This is a genomic window from Arthrobacter alpinus, assembly GCF_900105965.1.
Taxonomy (GTDB): domain Bacteria; phylum Actinomycetota; class Actinomycetes; order Actinomycetales; family Micrococcaceae; genus Specibacter; species Specibacter alpinus.
This window is the reverse complement of sequence record NZ_FNTV01000001.1, coordinates 2,673,441-2,692,627: the sequence shown is the minus strand read 5'-3', so window position 1 is coordinate 2,692,627 and position 19,187 is coordinate 2,673,441. Positions and strand designations below refer to the sequence as shown.

At 60.5% G+C, this 19,187-nt stretch carries 16 protein-coding genes; 14 read left to right on the top strand and 2 right to left on the bottom strand.

Going from position 1 to position 19,187, the window contains the following annotated elements:
* Positions 1-110 precede the first annotated feature (110 nt).
* From BLV41_RS12260 to BLV41_RS12245, 4 genes are all read left to right on the top strand, one after another.
* On the top strand, positions 111-1,139 hold the full coding sequence (locus BLV41_RS12260) for a LacI family DNA-binding transcriptional regulator (RefSeq protein ID WP_074713295.1): 1,029 nt from the start codon (positions 111-113) through the stop codon (positions 1,137-1,139).
* Positions 1,140-1,177: 38 nt separating this feature from the next.
* Positions 1,178-2,050 (top strand): SMP-30/gluconolactonase/LRE family protein, encoded by an 873-nt coding sequence (locus BLV41_RS12255; RefSeq protein ID WP_074711837.1) that lies wholly within the window; start codon positions 1,178-1,180, stop codon positions 2,048-2,050.
* A gap of 453 nt (positions 2,051-2,503) precedes the next feature.
* Positions 2,504-4,174, top strand: coding sequence for an ABC transporter substrate-binding protein (locus tag BLV41_RS12250; protein ID WP_074711836.1), 1,671 nt, complete (start codon positions 2,504-2,506; stop codon positions 4,172-4,174).
* A 77-nt stretch (positions 4,175-4,251) separates the two neighbouring features.
* Positions 4,252-5,286, top strand: a complete 1,035-nt coding sequence (locus BLV41_RS12245; RefSeq protein WP_139244311.1) for an ABC transporter permease — start codon at positions 4,252-4,254, stop codon at positions 5,284-5,286.
* 1 nt (position 5,287) lies between these two features.
* Here BLV41_RS12245 and BLV41_RS22790 read toward each other — a convergent pair whose 3' ends face one another.
* The gene (locus BLV41_RS22790; protein WP_280138650.1) at positions 5,288-5,416 is read right to left on the bottom strand and encodes a hypothetical protein; all 129 of its coding nucleotides are present in this window, start codon (positions 5,414-5,416) and stop codon (positions 5,288-5,290) included.
* On the opposite strand from BLV41_RS22790, the gene BLV41_RS12240 reads away from it, so the two are divergent.
* The 6 genes from BLV41_RS12240 (at position 5,358) to BLV41_RS12215 (ending at position 13,101) form a co-directional block, all read left to right on the top strand.
* The gene (locus BLV41_RS12240) at positions 5,358-6,218 is read left to right on the top strand and encodes a carbohydrate ABC transporter permease (RefSeq protein ID WP_244517019.1); all 861 of its coding nucleotides are present in this window, start codon (positions 5,358-5,360) and stop codon (positions 6,216-6,218) included. The genes BLV41_RS22790 and BLV41_RS12240 overlap by 59 nt on opposite strands.
* A 78-nt stretch (positions 6,219-6,296) precedes the next feature.
* Positions 6,297-8,660, top strand: a complete 2,364-nt coding sequence (locus tag BLV41_RS12235; protein WP_074711834.1) for a beta-xylosidase/alpha-l-arabinosidase — start codon at positions 6,297-6,299, stop codon at positions 8,658-8,660.
* Positions 8,657-9,346, top strand: coding sequence for a DUF624 domain-containing protein (locus BLV41_RS12230; RefSeq protein WP_074711833.1), 690 nt, complete (start codon positions 8,657-8,659; stop codon positions 9,344-9,346). The genes BLV41_RS12235 and BLV41_RS12230 overlap by 4 nt, the downstream gene beginning before the upstream one ends.
* Complete coding sequence (locus BLV41_RS12225; protein WP_211481628.1) at positions 9,339-10,901, top strand: glycoside hydrolase family 43 protein; 1,563 nt, start codon at positions 9,339-9,341, stop codon at positions 10,899-10,901. Before BLV41_RS12230 ends, BLV41_RS12225 begins: the two co-directional genes overlap by 8 nt.
* Positions 10,898-11,854, top strand: a complete 957-nt coding sequence (locus BLV41_RS12220) for a glycoside hydrolase family 43 protein (RefSeq protein WP_074711832.1) — start codon at positions 10,898-10,900, stop codon at positions 11,852-11,854. The genes BLV41_RS12225 and BLV41_RS12220 overlap by 4 nt, the downstream gene beginning before the upstream one ends.
* A gap of 32 nt (positions 11,855-11,886) precedes the next feature.
* Positions 11,887-13,101, top strand: a complete 1,215-nt coding sequence (locus tag BLV41_RS12215) for an endo-1,4-beta-xylanase (protein ID WP_074711831.1) — start codon at positions 11,887-11,889, stop codon at positions 13,099-13,101.
* A gap of 40 nt (positions 13,102-13,141) precedes the next feature.
* Here the strand turns inward: BLV41_RS12215 and BLV41_RS12210 are convergent, their stop codons facing one another.
* Positions 13,142-14,158 (bottom strand): LacI family DNA-binding transcriptional regulator, encoded by a 1,017-nt coding sequence (locus BLV41_RS12210; protein ID WP_044578900.1) that lies wholly within the window; start codon positions 14,156-14,158, stop codon positions 13,142-13,144.
* Positions 14,159-14,446: 288 nt separating this feature from the next.
* On the opposite strand from BLV41_RS12210, the gene BLV41_RS12205 reads away from it, so the two are divergent.
* The 4 genes from BLV41_RS12205 to BLV41_RS12185 all read left to right on the top strand — a co-directional run bounded on the left by BLV41_RS12205 (position 14,447) and on the right by BLV41_RS12185 (position 19,149).
* On the top strand, positions 14,447-15,784 hold the full coding sequence (locus BLV41_RS12205; protein WP_050070417.1) for a glycoside hydrolase family 27 protein: 1,338 nt from the start codon (positions 14,447-14,449) through the stop codon (positions 15,782-15,784).
* Positions 15,785-16,561: 777 nt separating this feature from the next.
* On the top strand, positions 16,562-16,966 hold the full coding sequence (locus BLV41_RS12195; RefSeq protein ID WP_074711830.1) for a tautomerase family protein: 405 nt from the start codon (positions 16,562-16,564) through the stop codon (positions 16,964-16,966).
* Between the two features lie 234 nt (positions 16,967-17,200).
* Positions 17,201-18,217 carry a 5-dehydro-2-deoxygluconokinase gene (iolC, locus tag BLV41_RS12190; RefSeq protein WP_074713293.1) on the top strand — a complete coding sequence of 339 codons (1,017 nt, stop codon included), beginning with the start codon at positions 17,201-17,203 and terminating at the stop codon, positions 18,215-18,217.
* Positions 18,214-19,149, top strand: a complete 936-nt coding sequence (locus BLV41_RS12185) for a Cgl0159 family (beta/alpha)8-fold protein (protein ID WP_044578895.1) — start codon at positions 18,214-18,216, stop codon at positions 19,147-19,149. Before iolC ends, BLV41_RS12185 begins: the two co-directional genes overlap by 4 nt.
* Positions 19,150-19,187 lie beyond the last annotated feature (38 nt).

Below are 19,187 nucleotides of genomic sequence, written 5' to 3'. Positions count from 1 at the left end.
GATGGAGGTAAGAAGCGCGAAGGCGGAACTCTTGACTTCGGTCCGCGGTTTGAACAGTATGAGAAAGGTTGGGAAAGTTCAACGGAATATTTTTTCCCAGGGAGGCGGCCATGCGAGCGATCACGATTAACCACGTAGCCGAGGCCGCAGGCGTGTCCATCGGAACGGTTTCAAAAGCACTCAACGGAACCGGCCGGGTGTCATTCGAAACCCGGGAACGGGTCCGTCGCGAGGCTGCGCGCCTGGGTTTCGTGCCGCGCACCCGAGCAGACTCCGGTGCGGCTGTTGATCTGGCTTATTCGGTCGGCGTACTCACATCCGACAGCTTCGGGAGATTCACCATACCCATCATGCTGGGCGCCGAAGACACGCTCGGGCCGGGACGGGTCACGGTCTTGATGTGCGATGGCCGCGGAGACGCCCTTCGCGAACGGTTCTACATCGACAGCCTGATGCGACGGCGAGTGGACGGAATCATCGTCACCGGCCGCGGCAATGACGCCAGGTCACCGATTCGGGGCACTGGATCCGTTCCAGTGGTTTATGCGTTTGCACCATCCACTGATCCTGATGACTATTCGATAGTTCCGAATAGTCAAAAGGTTGGCGCGCTCGCCGTCGATCACCTGGTAGGTGGAGGCCGACGCCGGCTGGTTCAGATCACAGGACACGAGTCCCAAGCAGCCACAGCGGAACGGCACCGCGGTGCATCCTCCGCGCTGACTGCTCACGGGCTCCAATGGGCCGCGGCGCCTCAGTTCGGAGAATGGTCCGAACGATGGGGGCGCGAAGCGGCAATACGACTTGTCCGGGACGGCGTCGATTTCGACGGCGCATTTTGCGGAAGCGACCAGATTGCCCGCGGATTCGTCACCGGCCTCCGAGAGTCTGGCATCGATGTACCAGGGCAGGTGGGCGTTGTCGGCGTCGACAATTGGGACGTCATGGTCGAGGCAGCCCGCCCACCATTGACAACGATCGACCTCAACCTCGCCGAAATTGGTCGCCGCGCAGCCATGGTCATCATCAACGCGATCAACGGCGAACAAGTCCCCAAAGGTTCCGAGAAAGTTGAACCTTCGCTCATCATGCGGGACTCCAGCGCCTCACCGGCACCGCCTTCCTCGGCCACCCGTTAGTCCGTGACATGACCGCACCGCTTTTCTCGAAGGAAACCATGAAGACCAGCACGGCCACTCGAATCACCGGCCCGATCACGCATCACGGCGAGGGCCCTTTCTGGGACATGCGAACAGGGCGGCTGCTTCTTGTGGACTTGCTGGCCGGAGCCGTGGTCAGCCTCGACGCCGAGGGGAACCTCCAGCGGCACCCTGTGCCCAGCACGGTAGCATGCCTGGTCAGGCGTCGACGCGAAGGTGGATTTGTCATCGCAACCGAGCGCGGCCTCGTCTTCGCGGAAGAGGACCTTGATACGTTCTCGCCAGGGCCGGAGTTTCTCAACGATGAGAAAGCGCGGCTCAACGAAGGCGGATGTGATCCACACGGGAGCCTCCTCATAGGATCCATGGCGTATGACGGCGCCGAAGGGGAGGGCTCATTGTTCCGTATCACGGCAGATCGCACCGAAGTGGACGTCGCCGTACCAAGAGTGTCCATCTCCAACGGGCTGCAGTGGTCCGCTGACGGAACCCGTGCCTTCTACATCGACACTCCCACTCGGCGCGTGGACGTATTCGACGTCGACCCGAGCGGCGGCGGCTGGTCCAACAGGAGGGCGTTTATCGAGGTGCGCAACACGCCTGGTTTCCCCGACGGGATGGCAATCGACCAGGCCGACGGTCTCTGGGTTGCGCTCTGGGGAGGAAGCGCCGTCCATCATTACGACGCTCACGGCACACTGGTCGAGATCATTGAAGTTCCCGGCGTCTCCCAAGTCACCGCATGCGCCTTTGGCGGACCCACGATGACCACCCTGTACATCACAACCTCAAGGGATGGGCTCGCCGACAATGCCGAGCCCATGGCAGGATCCGTGTTTGCCATGGAAACATCGCAGCCCGGCGCCCGCCTCCACGAATACGCCGGGTAAATAGTTCGCCGACAAACCCGTTCCTCACCACCTGACCAACACCCGAGCCGGCGCCGAGAGTGACCGGTGGATCGGCCATGCGCTGACGAGGTAGATGAACTACGCCTGAGCCGGTGCCGCAGTTTTGGCCTTCGCTTTGTGACCTCGCCGGCCGGAATCGTGACGGCACAGGAAGAGCAGTCCAGAAGGACCAAGCCATCCGCCATCGTGGAGGCGCGATTCCTGCCGCCCTGACGCGGTTCCGTAATCGGTTTAGCCCGCGTAACACCAAGCCGGTTCCTTGCCTCACGCCGATGCGTGGCCGTTGGCAACTCTGAGCCGGCGCGTCACATACGCGTGGAAAACAAGAACCATTGACTTCATTTGTGACCTGGATTACTCTTCAAAAGTATCGGAAGTCTTCCGAAACTATCGGAACTGGCGCAGGTTTAGCTCACACTCAAGGAAGAGAAAATGGCACCTTTCACGTTTAAGAACCCACCCATTAGTCGGCGCGCGTTTGTCACTGGAATCGCCGCAGCCGGACTGGTGGCCCTGGTTGGCTGCAGTAAGAAATCAGATGCACCCGTGGACATCTCGACCCAGGGCGTCGGTGCCATGGAGGGGTTCGAGGCAGACATGCAGTTCAAGGCCACGGAGCCGTTGAACCTCTCTATTCTTTGGACGGATTGGCCCGAGCTTCCGGTGAAGGACTCTTGGGAGGTGTTCAAGGAAATCAAGGCCCGAACCAACATCAACCTTGAATTGACCCACATTCCCTTCAGCGACGCAGTGGAGAAGCGCAGTCTGCTCATCAGCGCCGGCGATGCTCCCTCCATCATTCCGCTCATCTACACAGGTGATGAGAAGCCGTTTGTGTCCTCCGGCGCGGTCTTGCCCATGAGCGACTACGTGGAATACATGCCCAACTTCAAGAAATACGTGAAGGAATGGGACCTTGAAGCCATGATCGAGAATTTGCGCCAGGCTGACGGCAAGTACTACATGTTGCCGGGCCTTCAAGAGGTATCCGTGCCCGTCTTCTCGCTCATGATCCGAAAGGACATTTTCGAGGAGGTTGGCGCCGGAATTCCCAATACGTGGGATGAGGTGCGGGAAGGCTTGGTCAAGATCAAGGCCAAATATCCGGATTCCTACCCGCTGGCTGACGGCTTTGAAGGGCAATCTCTGCTCAATTACGCTGCTCGCGCCTTCGGTACGCAGGCCGGCTGGGGTTTCGGAACCGGCACAATCCTCGACCAGGAAACCAAAAAGCTCAAGTCCGTCGCCACATCGAAAGAGTACAAGGACCTGATCACGTTCTTCCACGGCTTGGTCAAGGACGGCCTTCTGGATCCGGAATCCTTGACGGCGGCCGATGCCGGCGGCGGTAACGCCACTGTTTCGGAGAAATTCGCCAACAACAAAGTCTTCGCCGCGTCCGGGAACACCGGAACTGTCATTGAATACTCGACGGCGCTCGACAAAACCTTGGGGAAGGGTGCACACGAGGTCATTCTCATTGCCCCGCCGGGCGGCCCCGCTGGCAACGTCATTGGGCCCCGCAACTTCTGGCATGGTTTCATGCTCAGCTCAAAGGCCAAGGACGAACCCAACTTCCAGGCGCTGCTGCAGTTTGTTGACTGGTATTTCTACAACCCTGATGCACGGGACCTGCTGCGGTGGGGCGTTGAAGGCAAGCAGTACACAAAGGATGCAACGGGCGCCATCAAGCTCAAGGACGGGTTCTCGCTTGATGCATGGAACCTCACGAGCAAGGGTGCCGTGGATATTCAGAAGGACCTTGGATACTCCACATTCGCCGCTGAAGGAACCGAAAGCCGGAAGTTGAAAGAGTCTTACAGCCCCAAAGATGCCGTGGCGTACATTGATTCTGTTCTGACGACCAGGACTTTCCGCGAACCTGATGAGCCGGCACCGTTGGAAGAGGCAGAACTGGAGCAGTCCTCCTTGCTTGCCACTCCCTTGAAGGACAACGTCGATACCAACACCTTGAAGTTCGTGCTGGGCGAGCGCAACCTCAGCGAATGGGACAAGTACGTCGCCGAGCTTGAGGGACAAGGACTCACGAGTTACGTTGACCTGCTTAACACCGCCCACGACCGCTTCGCAGACAAGGCGTAGTTCCTTGGAATTCACGAAGACCACGGTCGCGAGAGGGTGTTTGAATCGCCACGCCACCGAGCTGATGGGGCGATGACATGACAACCACAAACACGGTGCAGGTGAACCAGCCAGCAAGTCAGGCTGACGGCCGGCCTCCGGGCCAGTCCTCGGCTCAAGGCGGACACGATGGACCTGCCACCTCCCTCCGCACGTCCAAAAATGCCGGGCGCAGGCCGTTGCGAAAATCGTTGCAACGCGATTGGCAGCTGTACGCTTTGGCGATTGTTCCGCTGATCTTTCTTGCGATCTTCCGGTACGCGCCCATGCTCGGCAACGTGATTGCGTTCCGCCGATTCAGGCCAGGGGGAAATATCTTTGGCGATGAATGGGTGGGACTGCGGTACGTCTCCATGTTCATCAACGACCCAACGTTCTGGCACGTCTTTTCAAACACTGTCATCCTTGGCGCCCTGACACTCGTGGTCTGCTTTCCGCTGCCAATCCTTCTTGCCCTCCTGCTTAACGAGGTGCGCAAGAAGGCCTTCAAGCGGTTGGTGCAGTCGATCTCGTATTTGCCGCACTTTCTCTCCATCGTGATCATTGTCGGCATGGTCATGCAGCTGTTGTCGGTGCAAGGGACCGCGAATCAAATCATCACCGCATTTGGTGGTGATGCGATTCCGTTCCTGCAGCGGGCTGAGTGGTTCCGCGCCATCTACGTTGGATCTGAAGTGTGGCAAACAGTTGGCTGGGGGACCATCCTCTACCTGGCGGCACTGACCACGGTTGACTCGTCGCTGTACGAGGCGGCCGAGATTGACGGGGCCAACAGGTGGAGCCAGATCTGGCATGTCACCCTCCCCGGTATCCGGCCGACCATGATGACGCTCTTGATCCTCAACATCGGCACGTTCCTCAATGTTGGCTTTGAAAAGGTCCTCTTGCTGTACAACCCCCTGACCTACTCCACCGCAGATGTCATCTCGACATACCTGTACCGAGTGGGCCTGGTGTCCAACAACCTCAGTTATGCCGCGGCAATCGGGCTGTTCCAAGCGCTGATTGGGCTGGTCATGGTTTTGTCCGCGAACTTCATTTCACGGCGAGTAGTAGGAGCGAGTTTATGGTGATTCAAACGGACCTGGCCAAGGGAACCAAGGCGCGCCGCACAGGCAGGCCGCGAGGGTCCCGGGACTCCACCGTGTACAGGATTTTCACGTGGTTGAATGCCACGGCGCTGATCACATTGTGTTTGATCATGCTGTATCCATTTGTGACTGTCCTTGCCCAATCTTTCAGCTCCCCTGGGGCCATCAAGGCCGGGCAAGTGAATGTTCTGCCGGTTGATTTCAACGTCAATTCCTATGTGGCAGTGATGAACAACGGGATGTTTTGGCGTAACTACGGCAATACGGTCCTGTACACCGTGGTGGCGACCATCATCGCCATGACGCTCACCACCGCCTTCGCCTATGTCCTGTCCAAGGAACACCTTCGCGGCCGGAAGATCTTGATCGGCATTGCCGTCTTCACCATGTTCTTCAACGGTGGAATTGTCCCGAACTACGTTTTGATTTCCTCATTGGGCATGAAGAACACCATGTGGGCGCTGGTCATCCCGGGGGCCATCTCCGTGTTCAACCTTCTGGTGATGAAGTCATTCTTTGAAAACCTGCCCAAGGATTTGGAAGAGGCAGCACAGATCGATGGCCTGAGCTGGTTCGGGATCTTCGGCCGCATTGTCCTCCCGCTTTCAAAAGCAGTCATTGCCACGATGGTCTTGTTTTATTCGGTGGCGTTTTGGAACGACTGGTTTGCCGCGTTCCTTTACCTGGACAAGAGCGAGCTCTTCCCCGTCACCTTGTTCCTGCGGAACTTGATTGCCGGAGCTTCAAGCGCGGCGTCCGAAGGCGCAGCCTCATCCGGCAGTACGGCAGCTGCCCTCTCCGCCAACATTCAATCGGTGACGATGATCCTTACAGTCATCCCCATTCTGTGCATCTACCCGTTTGTTCAAAAATTCTTTGTCTCAGGCATCATGCTTGGTTCCGTCAAGGGCTAGCCACCATCGAGACCCTTCTCCAACAGCTGTTTCCCGGCTAACTGTCCGGGTCCATTTCCATCCGAAGGTTTGCAAAGAATGACAATTGACAGTTCAGTGGTCCAGTCCAATTTCCTGAAAGCAAGGCCATGGCATGACACCTCACTTTCGGCAACAGATCGGGCCGATGCGCTGATTGCCGAAATGACGCTGGAGGAGAAAACGAGCCAACTCGTCGGTTTGTGGGTTGGCGCCGACGACGGGGGAGGGGACGTGGCGCCATACCAAAGCGACATGACCCAGGACACTCCCGTCTTTGCGGAGGTGATTGTTGACGGGCTCGGGCAACTCACCCGGCCCTTCGGCACCGTTCCGGTTGACCCTTCGGCAGGGGCAAAATCCTTGGCCAGGGCCCAGCGGCAGATCATGGCCGCCAACCGTTTCGGGATCCCCGCTCAGGTCCACGAGGAATGCCTGGCCGGCTTCTCCGCGTGGGGTGCAACGGCATATCCGGTTCCACTGTCATGGGGTGCCAGTTTCAATCCGGAGCTGGTTGGCCGCATTGCCGCGCAGATTGGCAGGTCGTTGCGTTCCGTGGGCGTCCACCAAGGGCTCGCGCCGGTTTTGGACGTGGTGCGGGACTACCGATGGGGAAGGGTGGAAGAAACCATCGGCGAGGACCCGTACCTTGTTGGTACCGTGGGCGCCGCGTATGTTCAAGGGCTTGAAAGTGCCGGCGTTGTTGCCACGCTCAAGCATTTTGCGGGATATTCCGGTTCGCGGGCCGCACGCAACCATGCCCCGGTCGCGGCGGGTCCGCGGGAGATGGCAGATGTCTACTACCCGCCGTTTGAGATGGCGCTGCGCCATGGCGGCGCCCGGTCGGTGATGAATTCCTATGCCGAGGTTGACGGTGTGCCCGCGGCTGCCGATCCACAACTGCTCACCGAATTGCTGCGTGGCACGTGGGGGTTTGACGGCGTTGTGGTGGCGGACTACTTTTCCATCGCGTTCCTGCGCACACTCCAGCGCGTTGCAGGAACCGAGTCCGAAGCCGCCGCCCGGGCGCTCGCAGCAGGGATCGATGTTGAGTTGCCGTCGGTGGCTGCTTATGGCAAACCCCTGAATGAGGCCGTGCGGTCAGGGGCCGTATCCGAGGAGCTCGTCAACCGGGCGCTGCGACGGGTCCTGGTGCAGAAGATCGATCTGGGGCTGCTGGATGCGGGCTACCAGCCGGAGGTGCCGGATCAGGTGGAGCTCGACACCACCGAATCCCAAGCCCTGGCGCTGGAAATCGCCCGTGAAGCCGTCGTCTTGGTAGCGAACGACGGCGTGCTGCCGCTGCGTTCGGATGCCCGCCTCGCCGTCGTTGGCCCGCTTGCAGATGATGCCTACGGCATGCTGGGCTGCTATTCATTCCCGGCACACGTTGGCGTCAAGCATCCGGAGCGGGGCCTTGGCTTGGAGATCGGAACCGTGCTCGAGGGGCTGCGAGGACAACATCAAAGCGAGATCGCCTTTGCCAAGGGCTGCGATGTGAAGGCTGCCGGCAGGAGCGGTTTTGCGGCCGCGACGGATGCGGCGACCGGCGCAGACGTGGCAGTGGTGGTGCTGGGAGATCAGGCCGGGCTGTTCGGGCGCGGAACATCCGGGGAAGGCTGCGATGCAGCGGATCTGCGCCTGCCCGGTGAGCAGCAAGCCCTGCTGGAAGCTGTCCTGGCGACCGGGACACCCGTTGTCCTGCTCTTGCTCTCCGGCCGCCCGTACGCACTTGGCGCAGTGGCGCAGAAGTGTGCCGCTGTGGTGCAAACCTTCTTCCCTGGACAACGTGGAGGCCAGGCCATCGCGGAAGTGCTCACGGGTGCAGTCAACCCCAGTGGGCACCTGCCGGTGAGCATTCCCAACAGTCCCCATGTTCAGCCGGGGACCTATTGGGCGCCCCCGCTGGGCATGCTCAACGGGGTTTCAAACCTCGATCCCACGGCACTTTTCCCCTTCGGCCACGGGCTCTCCTATGGAGAACTGACTTGGGGCAAGGTGACCGCGGGGGAACAGCAATGGCAGATTGGCGAAAGCACCGCGCTGGCCATTGAACTCAGCAACAACAGCGCAAGGAGGGTGGCCGACGTCGTGCAGGTTTATTTGCATGATCCCGTGGCCCAAGTGACCCGGCCGGACATTCGGCTGCTCGCATACCAGCGGGTGGACCTTGAACCGGGCGAGAGCGCAACGGTGAATTTCTCCCTGCACTCGGATTTGACCTCCTTCGCCGGGCTCAAGCTCCAGCAGATTGTGGAGCCGGGGGATCTGGAACTGCGCATCTCGCGCTCCAGCACCGACGTGCACGCCGTGGTCCGGCGGACGCTCGTGGGACGCGAACAAATTGTTGGGGCAGATCGCGAACTCATGGCCACCAGCCACGTCCACGTTCAACCCGCCTCCCCGGACGGGGAACAGCGATGAGCTCAAGCGCCCTCGCACATGAGATTGGCGGCGGCGTACTGTCCCGGATGGCGGCCGGCGTGTATCGGCTTCTGGTGTTGGCGCTTTTTCTCATTCTGATGTGCGGGCCAACTCTTGTGGCATGGACAGTATTGGGCGATGCGGCTTCCAATGCTGCGTTCTTTGTCATTGCGCTGCTGCCCGTGGGGCCTGCCCTCTCGGCGGCCGTATATGCCATGAGAGCCTGGGCGGCATCGCCGGACCTGTCACCGGCGCGTGCCCTGTGGCGTGGATACCGGCTGAACTTTCTCGACACCATGAAATGGTGGGCTGTGGTTGTTGCCGTTGCGCTGGTGCTGATCGTCAACATTGTCTTTGCCGAGACCGTTCCCTTCGGGGCGGCTTTTCGACCGGCAGGAATCATCGTCCTGGGCCTGATCGGTGTCTGGGCAGGGCATTTGCTGGTGGTCTCCTCCTTGTTCTCCTTCCGCACCCGCGATTCGATGCGGATCGCCGCCGTCGAACTCTTCGCGCAATGGAAGGTGAGCCTTGGCCTTTTATCCCTCATGATCGTTGCCGCAGCCACGGTGCACCTTGGCACGGAACTGGCCCTGCTGGTCTTCGCGTGGGCCTTCATGGGCATTCTCTGGCTCATTGTGCAGCCGCTCATCGCAGACGTTTCCCGGAGGTTTACCAAGAATGACTGAGAGCCAAACCATTGCCATGTGGGGCGGAACGAACCCCATTCTGCCGGGGTTTTACCCTGATCCCTCCGTGTGCCGCGTCGATGGGGACGACGGAACCTGGTTCTACCTGGTGAATTCCACCTTCGAGTACTTGCCTGGCCTGCCCGTACACCGCTCACGCGACTTGGTCAGCTGGGAACTCCTGGGCCATGTGATCGACCGCCCCGGCCAAATTGATCTCTCGACCGTGAGAGATTCCGGCGGCTTGTTTGCCCCGACCATCCGCCACGACGGAACCCGCTTCCTGGTGGTTTGCACGCTGGTTGGCGGGGCCGAAGTGGCCTCGGGGAACTTCGTTGTGACGGCGGACAGCGCTGCCGGCCCATGGTCGGATCCCATCTGGTGGGACATGGACGGCATTGACCCCTCGATCATGATTGAGCCCGACGGCAGCATGTGGGCCCACGGCACCAGGCTGGCGCCGCTGCCTGAATGGGAGCAGCAAACCGAGGTGTGGGTGCGCCGGCTCGACACTGAAACCCTGGTGCCGGATAACGAGGAGACCGTTGTCTGGTCCGGCGCCTTTCGCGGAGCCATCTGGTCGGAGGGACCGCACCTGCTCCGTCGCAATGGGTTTGTGTACCTCCTCGCGGCCGAAGGCGGCACAAGCTTCCACCATGCGATTGTTGTGGCTCGAGCCAAATCACCACTTGGACCGTTCGTCGGCAACCCTGCCAACCCTGTCTTGACGCACCGCAATCTTGGCCGCGCAACGCCGGTGACAAACGTTGGCCACGCAGACCTCGTTGAGGCGCAAGATGGCAGCTGGTGGGCTGTCTGTCTGGCAACACGAGCCTGGGACAGCTGTGATCTGCTGGGGAGGGAAACATTCCTGGTTCCGGTGACATGGGAAAACGACTGGCCGGTCTTTGCCCCGGGCGAAGGGCAACTGCCCCAAAATCCCAAGGGCCTGAAGGATGTGACCGGCCTGGAGCACTTGCCTGCTGACTCTTTCGACCACCGGGCTGCAGCCGGTGCTGGGGACGTCATTGCCGTCCGGCGCCACCCGGCAGAGATCATCACGGAAACTGGGGTCACAGGTGCTTTCCGCCTCCAAGCCGGGAATGGTCTCACCGATTCCAGGCCAGCATTTCTGGCCCGACGATTGGCAAGTCTGAGCACGCGCGTTCAGATCCGTCTGGTCGATGCCAGCGATGGGGTACGTGCCGGCCTGGCCGTGCGCTACTCATCCACGGCCTTTGTGGCGGTCACAGCGGGCGGCGGGACGCTGAGTATCGGAGCCACCTCGGGAGACGCTTCGGTTGGCTCAAGACACATCCCATGGCTGACACTGCCCCAAGGAGCGGGCAAAGGTATTCTCGCCTTTGAGGTGCATGGCACGAGTGCTGTTGCCGTTTGGGAACCGGAAGATGGGGAAGCGATGCAATCTGAGGTGCTGGATATCTCCCACCTGTGCGCCGAGAAAAACGGCGGCTTCGTGGGCGTCACTTACGGGGCATTGGCTGTGGGGGATGGCGGTTCCGCTGACTTCGCGGATCTCCGGGAGGAGCTGTGAGTGAAGCGTTCGGCTATCTGCTGGTCCATTTCGTTGAGGACCCGCTGGAGCACAAAGAGAAGATTTATCTATCACTGAGTGTGGGCGATGATCCGCTGTCTTGGCGGCGCCTGAACGGCGGTGCAGCCGTCCTTGAGTCCTCGAAGGGGACCGGTGGTGTTAGGGATCCCAACATAGTCCGGGGACCCGATGGGACGTTCCACATTCTGGCCACCGATCTGCGCGTGTGGCGCCCGGAAGGACCCGACTGGTGGGAATTCAGGCACCGAGGCAGCCTGGATGTGGTCATTTGGGACTCCACTGATTTGATCACCTGGTCGGAGCCGCGGTACGTGAGGATCGCCCCGGACGGAGCCGGCATGGCCTGGGCGCCCAAGGCGGTTTTCGATCCGGGTTCCGGCGATTTTCTGGTCTTCTGGTCCTCCGGGCTGCAGCAGGCCGAGGCTCTCGTGCCGGTGTTGGCCGAGACAGGACCCAGCAAAATTCTCGTGGCACGAACCAAGGACTTCGTGGACTTCACCGTTCCGGAGGTGTACCTGGAGCTTCCCGGTGGAGTCATTGACATGACCTTGCTCGTCACTGACACGGGCGTCCATCGTTTTGCCAAGCACGACGACGACGCACCCCTGTCACTTCAGGTGTTCCACCAAAGAGGCTCCTCGGTTTTTGCCGACGATTTCATCACCGTGGCCAAGAACGTGGGGCACGAAATTTCACCCCACATGGAAGGGCCGCTGGTTTTCCGCAATAACCACGAGAACCGCTGGTATCTCTGGGTGGACCGCTACGCCGACATGACGCAGGGGTACCTCGCCTACAGCACCACCAATTTGGAATCGGGCCGCTGGAAGCGCATACCGGACTTCACCTTGCCAGGGAACACCAAACATGGGGCCGTCCTCCCACTCCAAGCGGACGAGTACCGCACGTTGGATGCTTCTTATCCACGGTGAGCCATCAACGAATGCCCGCGAGGAAGAAAACCATGACAGCCGATCGCTACGCCCATCGCAAAAGCAATGCCATCATCACCGTCACCGATGCCCACGGCAACCCGATTCCTGGACAGCCGGTACTGGTCAAACAGTTGCAGCATGCCTTCGGTTTCGGGTGCACGCCCCCGACGATGGACGACGGAGAAGATCAAAGCAGGGAACGTTGGCAGGGGCTGTTTGATACGGCAACACTTGCTTTTTACTGGGGCCGCTACGAACCCACGCGCGGCGTCACCGAACGCGAAAAACTGCTCAAATCAGCCCAATGGCTAGCCAATCGCGGGGTGCGGCTCAAAGGCCACCCGCTGGTGTGGCACACGGTCAAGGCACCGTGGGTGGACCCGCTGCCGCTCCCCGTTGCCGAGGAACTGCTGCGGGGGAGGATCCGCCGTGAAGTCAAGGATTTCGCCGGGCTCATCGACTCCTGGGACGCGATCAATGAGGTTGTCATCATGCCCGAATTTGTAAATGAACCCGACGGCGTCCGGAATGCCATTACCCGGCTATGTGCGGACAAGGGACGTGTGCCGATGGTGGCGCTCGCGATTGATGAGGCGCGGAGCCAGAACCCTGGGGCGCAACTGATCTTGAACGACTTTGATCTGGGGCCGCGATACGAACAACTCGTGGAGGAAGTCCTCGAAGCCGGCATCCGGGTCGATGCCGTTGGCCTGCAATCCCATATGCACAAAGGGTTCCGTGGGGAAGCCCAGCTCAATGACGTGTGCCAGCGATTCGCCAGGTTTGGGCTTCCGTTGCATTGGACAGAGACCACCCTCCTCTCCGGGGACTTGATGCCTACGCATGTGGGAGACCTCAATGACTACGTGGTTGATGACTGGCCCACAACGCCCGCCGGAGAGGCGCGTCAGGCCGAGGAAATAGTCCGCCACTACTCAACTCTCGTGGCGCACCCAGCGGTTCAATCCATTACCTATTGGGGTTTTGACGACGCCACGGCATGGCTCGGTGCGCCATGCGGGCTGATCCGGACCGACGGTTCTCCGAAGCCGGCCTACACGGCACTTCAAAATCTCATCCGTGGGGATTGGTGGCTGGATCCGGTCGAGATGGTTACGGACGGGGACGGGCGCATCAGCCTTTCCGCCTTCGCCGGGCTCTTTGAGATTGCGGCAGGCCGATCCAAGGGAACCGTCCAGTTGCCCGTTGGCGAAGTGCAACTGGAGGTACCGCTGGCAGCCTAGCAACGGCGTCGAACATCAGGGCAAAACGGGAAGGCCGAACCTAGCTAGCAGGAGGTGCAGTTGACTCCCTGATGACCAGGTCCGTTCCCAGCTCAACCCTCGGCGAAGCAATCGGCTTCCCGCGGGCCATGGAGATCAACGTTTGGGTGGCCAGCATCGCCATCTGGGCGAGCGGCTGGTTCACAGTGGTGAGCGGCGGCGTGAGCCAGTCCGAAACGGGAAGGTTGTCATATCCGATGATGGAGAGATCACGGGGAATGAGCAGCCCAAGTTCACGGGCCGCGCGCATCACTCCCAGTGCTTGGTAGTCGGAGCCTGCGAAGATGGCTGTAGGCCGGTTCGGGGCCCGGAGGAGTTCAAGGCCATGGTGATATCCGGCCTCTTTTTCAAAGTTTCCCCAACGAATCAACGCGGGGTCGTAGCTGAGTCCCACCTCGTCATGGGCGCTCTTGAATCCGTCAACGCGGGCCCTGCTGCAGAGGACATCACTCGGCCCGGAAATCATGGCAATTCTCTTATGCCCGAGCCCAATGAGGTGTCGGGTTGCAACCAGGCCGCCGTTCCAGTTGTTGGAACCAACCGTAGGAACATTTGAGGCAGGTTCACCGTGCGCATCGATGACCACATAGGGTATGGAGCGCGCATCAAGTTGGTGGCGTTGGTCCTCGTCGAGTCCGGAGAGCACCAGCACCACGCCGATGGATCGGCGGGCCATGATGCTATCGAGCCATTCCTTGGAGGGCCGGCGCGATCCTCCCAATTGCGAGAGCACCACGCCGATGTGTTCCGGTCCCGCGGCCTGCTCAACACCTCGAATAATTTCAAGGGCCCAGCCGCTGCCCGCTTCGTGAAAGACGAGATCAAGCAGGTCAGCAGATCGAAACGGGGAGTTCGGAGCGACGGGCTTGCGGTAATTATGCCGTGTCAGTGCTTCCTCAACCCGGATCCGCGTCTTTGCGGAAACATCCTCCCTGCCATTGAGGACTCGGGAAATTGTGGGAACGGAAACGCCAAGCTCATCGGCGATCTCAGCAATCGTGATGCGTCCTTTGACCATGTCAGCTTCCCTCCTGTCGCTTCGAAACTATCGCTGGGTTAAATGATACTTACGGCGGGCAGCAATACGGACAGCGTTACGACTCCGGCCGCCGAGGATTCGCCGATATTGGAGCGACACCACCAACAAGAATTGAGATCGTTGCCGAGTGGGCCCGTGACATGCCAAGGTGCAGCAACTATCTTGAGGACGAGTGAGCCTTCCGCCGCGCCAGGCTGAGGGCTCACGAGTGCTAATCACGAAACGACTAACCAAGCAGAGCACCGCAAACCAGAAACGAGTAAACGAATGTCTTCGACAAACCGCGCTGTCTCCCGGCTGGCACCTGTTCCGCCCATGGGGTGGAACAGCTGGGATTGCTACGGCACAACGGTGACCGAGGAGGAGGTCCTCGAAAACGCCCAGTTTGTCCGGGACCACCTACTGCCCTCAGGTTGGGACACCGTCGTCGTCGATATCGCCTGGTACGACCCGACGGCGAGATCCCACGGATACAACGAGGACGCCCCTGTGGTGCTCGATGCGTACGGACGCCAGCTGCCCGCACGAAACCGATTCCCCTCGGCGGTGGGCAGTACCGGGTTTGCTGTCCTGGCTAGCGCTATTCACGCAATGGGGCTGCGCTTTGGAATACATGTCATGCGTGGCATTCCGCGCAGGGCCGTCGAACAGAACCTGCCCGTCGAGGGGACTGAATGGACAGCGTCGCAGATCGCAAACAAAAATGACACCTGCAGCTGGAATCCCGACAACTTCGGGCTCGACCATGGGCATCCAGGAGCTCAAGCGTATTACGACGGCCAAGTTGCCCAGTTCGCCCGCTGGGGAGTGGACTTCCTCAAGGTCGATGACATGCAGGCGCCGTACCATGATGAAGAAATCACCGCCTATGCAACCGCCATCGCCCGCAGCGGGAGGGAGATAACTCTGTCCCTTTCCCCTGGAACAAATCTACCCACGACGCACATCGACCATCTTCGCGAGAATGCAAATATGTGGCGAATTTCCGATGACCTCTGGGACCGGTGGGATGACGTCCATGCCCAGTTCGCCCGCCTCGCCCGCTGGGCACCACTGCAACGCTCCGGCGGATGGGCTGATGCCGACATGCTTCCGGTTGGCCGGATCGGTCTCCGTGCTGAACGCGGTGAGCCACGTGATTCTCGGCTGACACCTGCCGAACAGCAGACATTGCTGACGCTGTGGGTCATGGGGCGCTCACCGCTGATGATGGGCGGAGATCTGCCCACGACCGACAAGGCAACCATAGAGCGCCTTGCAAATCCGGCCCTGTCGAGAGTCCTCACCACAACAACAAACAACCGCGAGATTATTCGGGAGCCAAAAAGCAAGGGCCGCGGTGAAGTCGTTGTTTGGGCGGCCAGCGCCGAAACAAGTCACTTTGTCGCGGTGTTTTGGACCGGCGAGGCTGACTCTGAGCTGTCCGTGGCGCTGAGCTCGGTGGTCGGGTTCACCGCCGCGCGGGACAGCTGGGCCGCCCGTGACCTCTGGGAGCAAAGCCCCGCGCGGAATCTCGAGCTCGACGCCGAGGGCCGTTTCGCTGTTGCTGTGCCGTCCCATGGGGTGCGCTGGTACGAACTTGTGCCCGTGGCAGCTTCTGATTGAGCGGGCTCCGAAGGGTGTCCTGCATTGGTAGTGCTCCCTGCTTCCTTCCTTGGAGTTTTTCAAGTCAAGCGGTACCAAGTGAGGTAGGCGGCGGTTAACCTGCTTGTCTTTTTGGTGGTTTCCTTGGGTTCGTTGATCCATGCCGCCTCTGTAGGGCCAGGATCAAAGGGTCGGTGCTGGTATTGAATTGGTAGGGTTGGTTCGCTCAGGCCGCGGCCAGAGTGGCGAAGCGCTCAGGGAACGTCGGCGCTTCTTGGACGTCGGATCGTCGTTCGGATCCTCGGATAGAGTCTCCAGGAACACGTGTAGTTTCCCACAACCCCAAGAGCTGCCTCCGATCGCTTCAATCGGCTCTCACTCATCTCCAGTTGGCTACGAAGCTGAGCTATTTCCGCCTGCTCCGGGACAGCGTCCCGATCTTCGCGCCAGCCCTCTGTCCCTGCAGCACTTCTGCATCGCGCAACTTGCGCCACTTCGTCATTTGGCATGAATGCAATCCCTGCTCCCGCAGAAACTCACCGCCCTCGCAGTGACTGCAGGCGTCCTGGTGTTCGGCCAACAAGGCAAGCTCTTGCGTTGGGTAAACGACCCAATAGGGGGCGGTCCGCTGGTGCGCGATCGAGCTGATTTGCTCCGTCACCGGGGGACCGCTCCATCCTGACACGTCGGGCTTCGCCGGCCCGCCAGTCGAGGGGTTCGGGGCTTCCTTCAAAAAACCATTGCCGCAAATGATTAATGCTTGATAGTATGTCAGGACAAACTAACAAAGGATTGACTATGCCTCTCGTTCGTATTGACATCAATGAAGGCCGGACCGTGGGGGAAGTGGGAATCCTCAGTCGCAGCATCCATGACGCGATCCTGGCGGAATATGGGATTCCGGAGCGGGACTATTTCCATATTCTTACCGAGCATCGTGCGGGGCAGATTGTTGCCCAGGATGCAGGGCTGGGGTTCGAACGCACGGGGGGAGTGGTGATGATTCAGATTTTCACCCAAGCTGGCCGTTCGCAGGAAGCCAAGCAGTCACTTTTTGCCGCCATCTCGGCAAATCTGGCCCTAGCGGGCGTTGCTGGCGAGGATGTGTTCGTGGGCTATGTGGAAAACACGGCTGGCGATTGGTCCTTCGGCTATGGCCGTGCCCAGTACATAACCGGGGAACTGAATGTTCCGCGCAAGTAGGGGGAATGCTGCACCCCTTTGAGGTGCCAGCCGCTTGCCAGTGGGCGGTGTGCGTCGTCCTGGATTCTTAACGTTGTAAATATGTCAGAACAAACCTTTGACAGGACATGAAAATTGATGCAGAGTAGTTCCTGTGGCGCCGCACACACTGCCACTGTTAGCGTCAAGGCTCAGCCGGATCAATGATCTACCTGTCCTGGGGAAACGTTCATTGCAGAAAGGTTTTTGATCACCGTGTCACACGAATTACTTACCATCGGGCGCATCAGCGTCGACATCTACCCAAACGATATTGGCGTGGGTCTGGAAGACGTTAATTCCTTCGGGAAGTATTTGGGAGGGTCCCCCTCCAACGTTGCAGTGGCTGCAGCCCGACACGGCCGCAGGACCGCCGTGATCACCCGCACCGGCGATGACGCCTTCGGCACCTACCTGCACCGCGAGTTGCGAAAGTTCGGGGTGGACGATTCATTGGTCACCGCGGTCAAGGAATGGCCCACCGCCGTGACGTTCTGTGCCATCAAGCCGCCGGATGATTTCCCCCTGTACTTCTATGGACGGTTCCCCACGGCGCCGGACCTGCAGATCCAGGCCGCGGAACTGGATTTGGACGCCATCCGGAACGCGCAGATCTTCTGGTCCACGGTCACCGGATTGTGCCAGGAACCCAGCCGTGAGGCCCACGTCAAGGCCCACGAAGCCCGGGACCGGGACAAGCTGCGCATCGGCCAATACACCATTCTGGACCTTGACTACCGGCCCATGTTCTGGGCCTCGGAAGAGGAAGCCCGGGAGCAGGTCGCCCGGATCCTGCCGCATGTCACCGTTGCCATCGGCAACGACAAGGAATGCGCCGTCGCAGTCGGTGAGGGAACTCCTGATGAGCAGGCGGACCGCCTGCTGGCCGCCGGCGTCGAAATCGCCGTCGTCAAACTTGGTCCGGATGGGGTGATGGCGAAGACCCGCACCGAGCGTGTGGTGTCGGCCCCCGTTCCCGTGGAGACCGTCAACGGTCTTGGTGCCGGTGATTCCTTCGGCGGGGCGTTCTGCCACGGACTGCTGTCCGGCTGGCCGCTTGCCCGGGTCCTGGACTACGCCAATGCCGCTGGTGCCATCGTGGCATCCCGGTTGTCCTGTGCCGATGCCATGCCCACGCCCGATGAGGTCAACTCGCTCCTCACCGAACGCGGACGCCTGGTCATTGACACCCTGATCCCCAACGGGTTCACCACTGAAGGAGCAACCCTATGAGCCTCAATCTTGGAACCGCCAGCATCTCGGTGGATGACGATCCGCGCCGCTACGCCCAGCTGAGCACCATCCGCTTGGAGGACCCGGACGCCGTGGCCCGTGCCGCCAAGGCGCGACGCCGCCACCCCGGGCTCAAACCAGGCAGGCAGAACTTCATCGTCGCCGCCGACCACCCGGCCCGTGGCTCACTCGTCGTCGGCAATGATCCGGTCGCGATGGCCGATCGCCGGCAGCTGCTTGACCGCCTGCAGATTGCCCTGGCAAATCCCGCCGTGGACGGTGTGCTCGCCTCCGCGGACATCATGGATGACCTGTTGCTGTTGGGTGCCCTCGAAGGCAAGCTGGTCTTCGGTTCAATGAACCGTGGCGGCCTCGCCGGCCTGGTCAACGAATTTGATGACCGCTTCACAGGCCACACCGCAGCGGCACTCCAGGCACTGGGGGCCGACGGCGGCAAGATGCTGACCCGCATCTGCCTGGGCGACCCGGACACCGTGTCACTGTTGGAAGCGACAGCGAAGGCCATTGACTCCCTCGCCGAGCGGAAGCTGATTGCCATGGTGGAGCCGTTCCTGTCCGTCCGCGAAAACGGCAAGGTCCGCAACGACCTGTCCACCAACGCTGTCATCAAGTCCATCGCCATCGCACAGGGCCTGGGCTCCACCAGCGCCTACACCTGGATGAAGCTGCCCGTGGTGGCAGAGATGGAACGCGTCATGGCTGCCACCACCATGCCCACAGTGCTCCTCGGCGGGGACCCGGCAGGCACCCAGGATGAGGTCTTCGCCAGCTGGCAGGCCGCACTGGCACTGCCCGGGGTCCAGGGCCTCACTGTGGGCCGGACCCTGTTGTACCCGGCCGACGGTGATGTTGCCGGGGCCGTGGCCACCGCCGCCACACTGCTCACCCACACCACAGAAGCATCGGAGTAGCATCCCATGGGGATTAGAACCACAGCAGCAGGAACCCG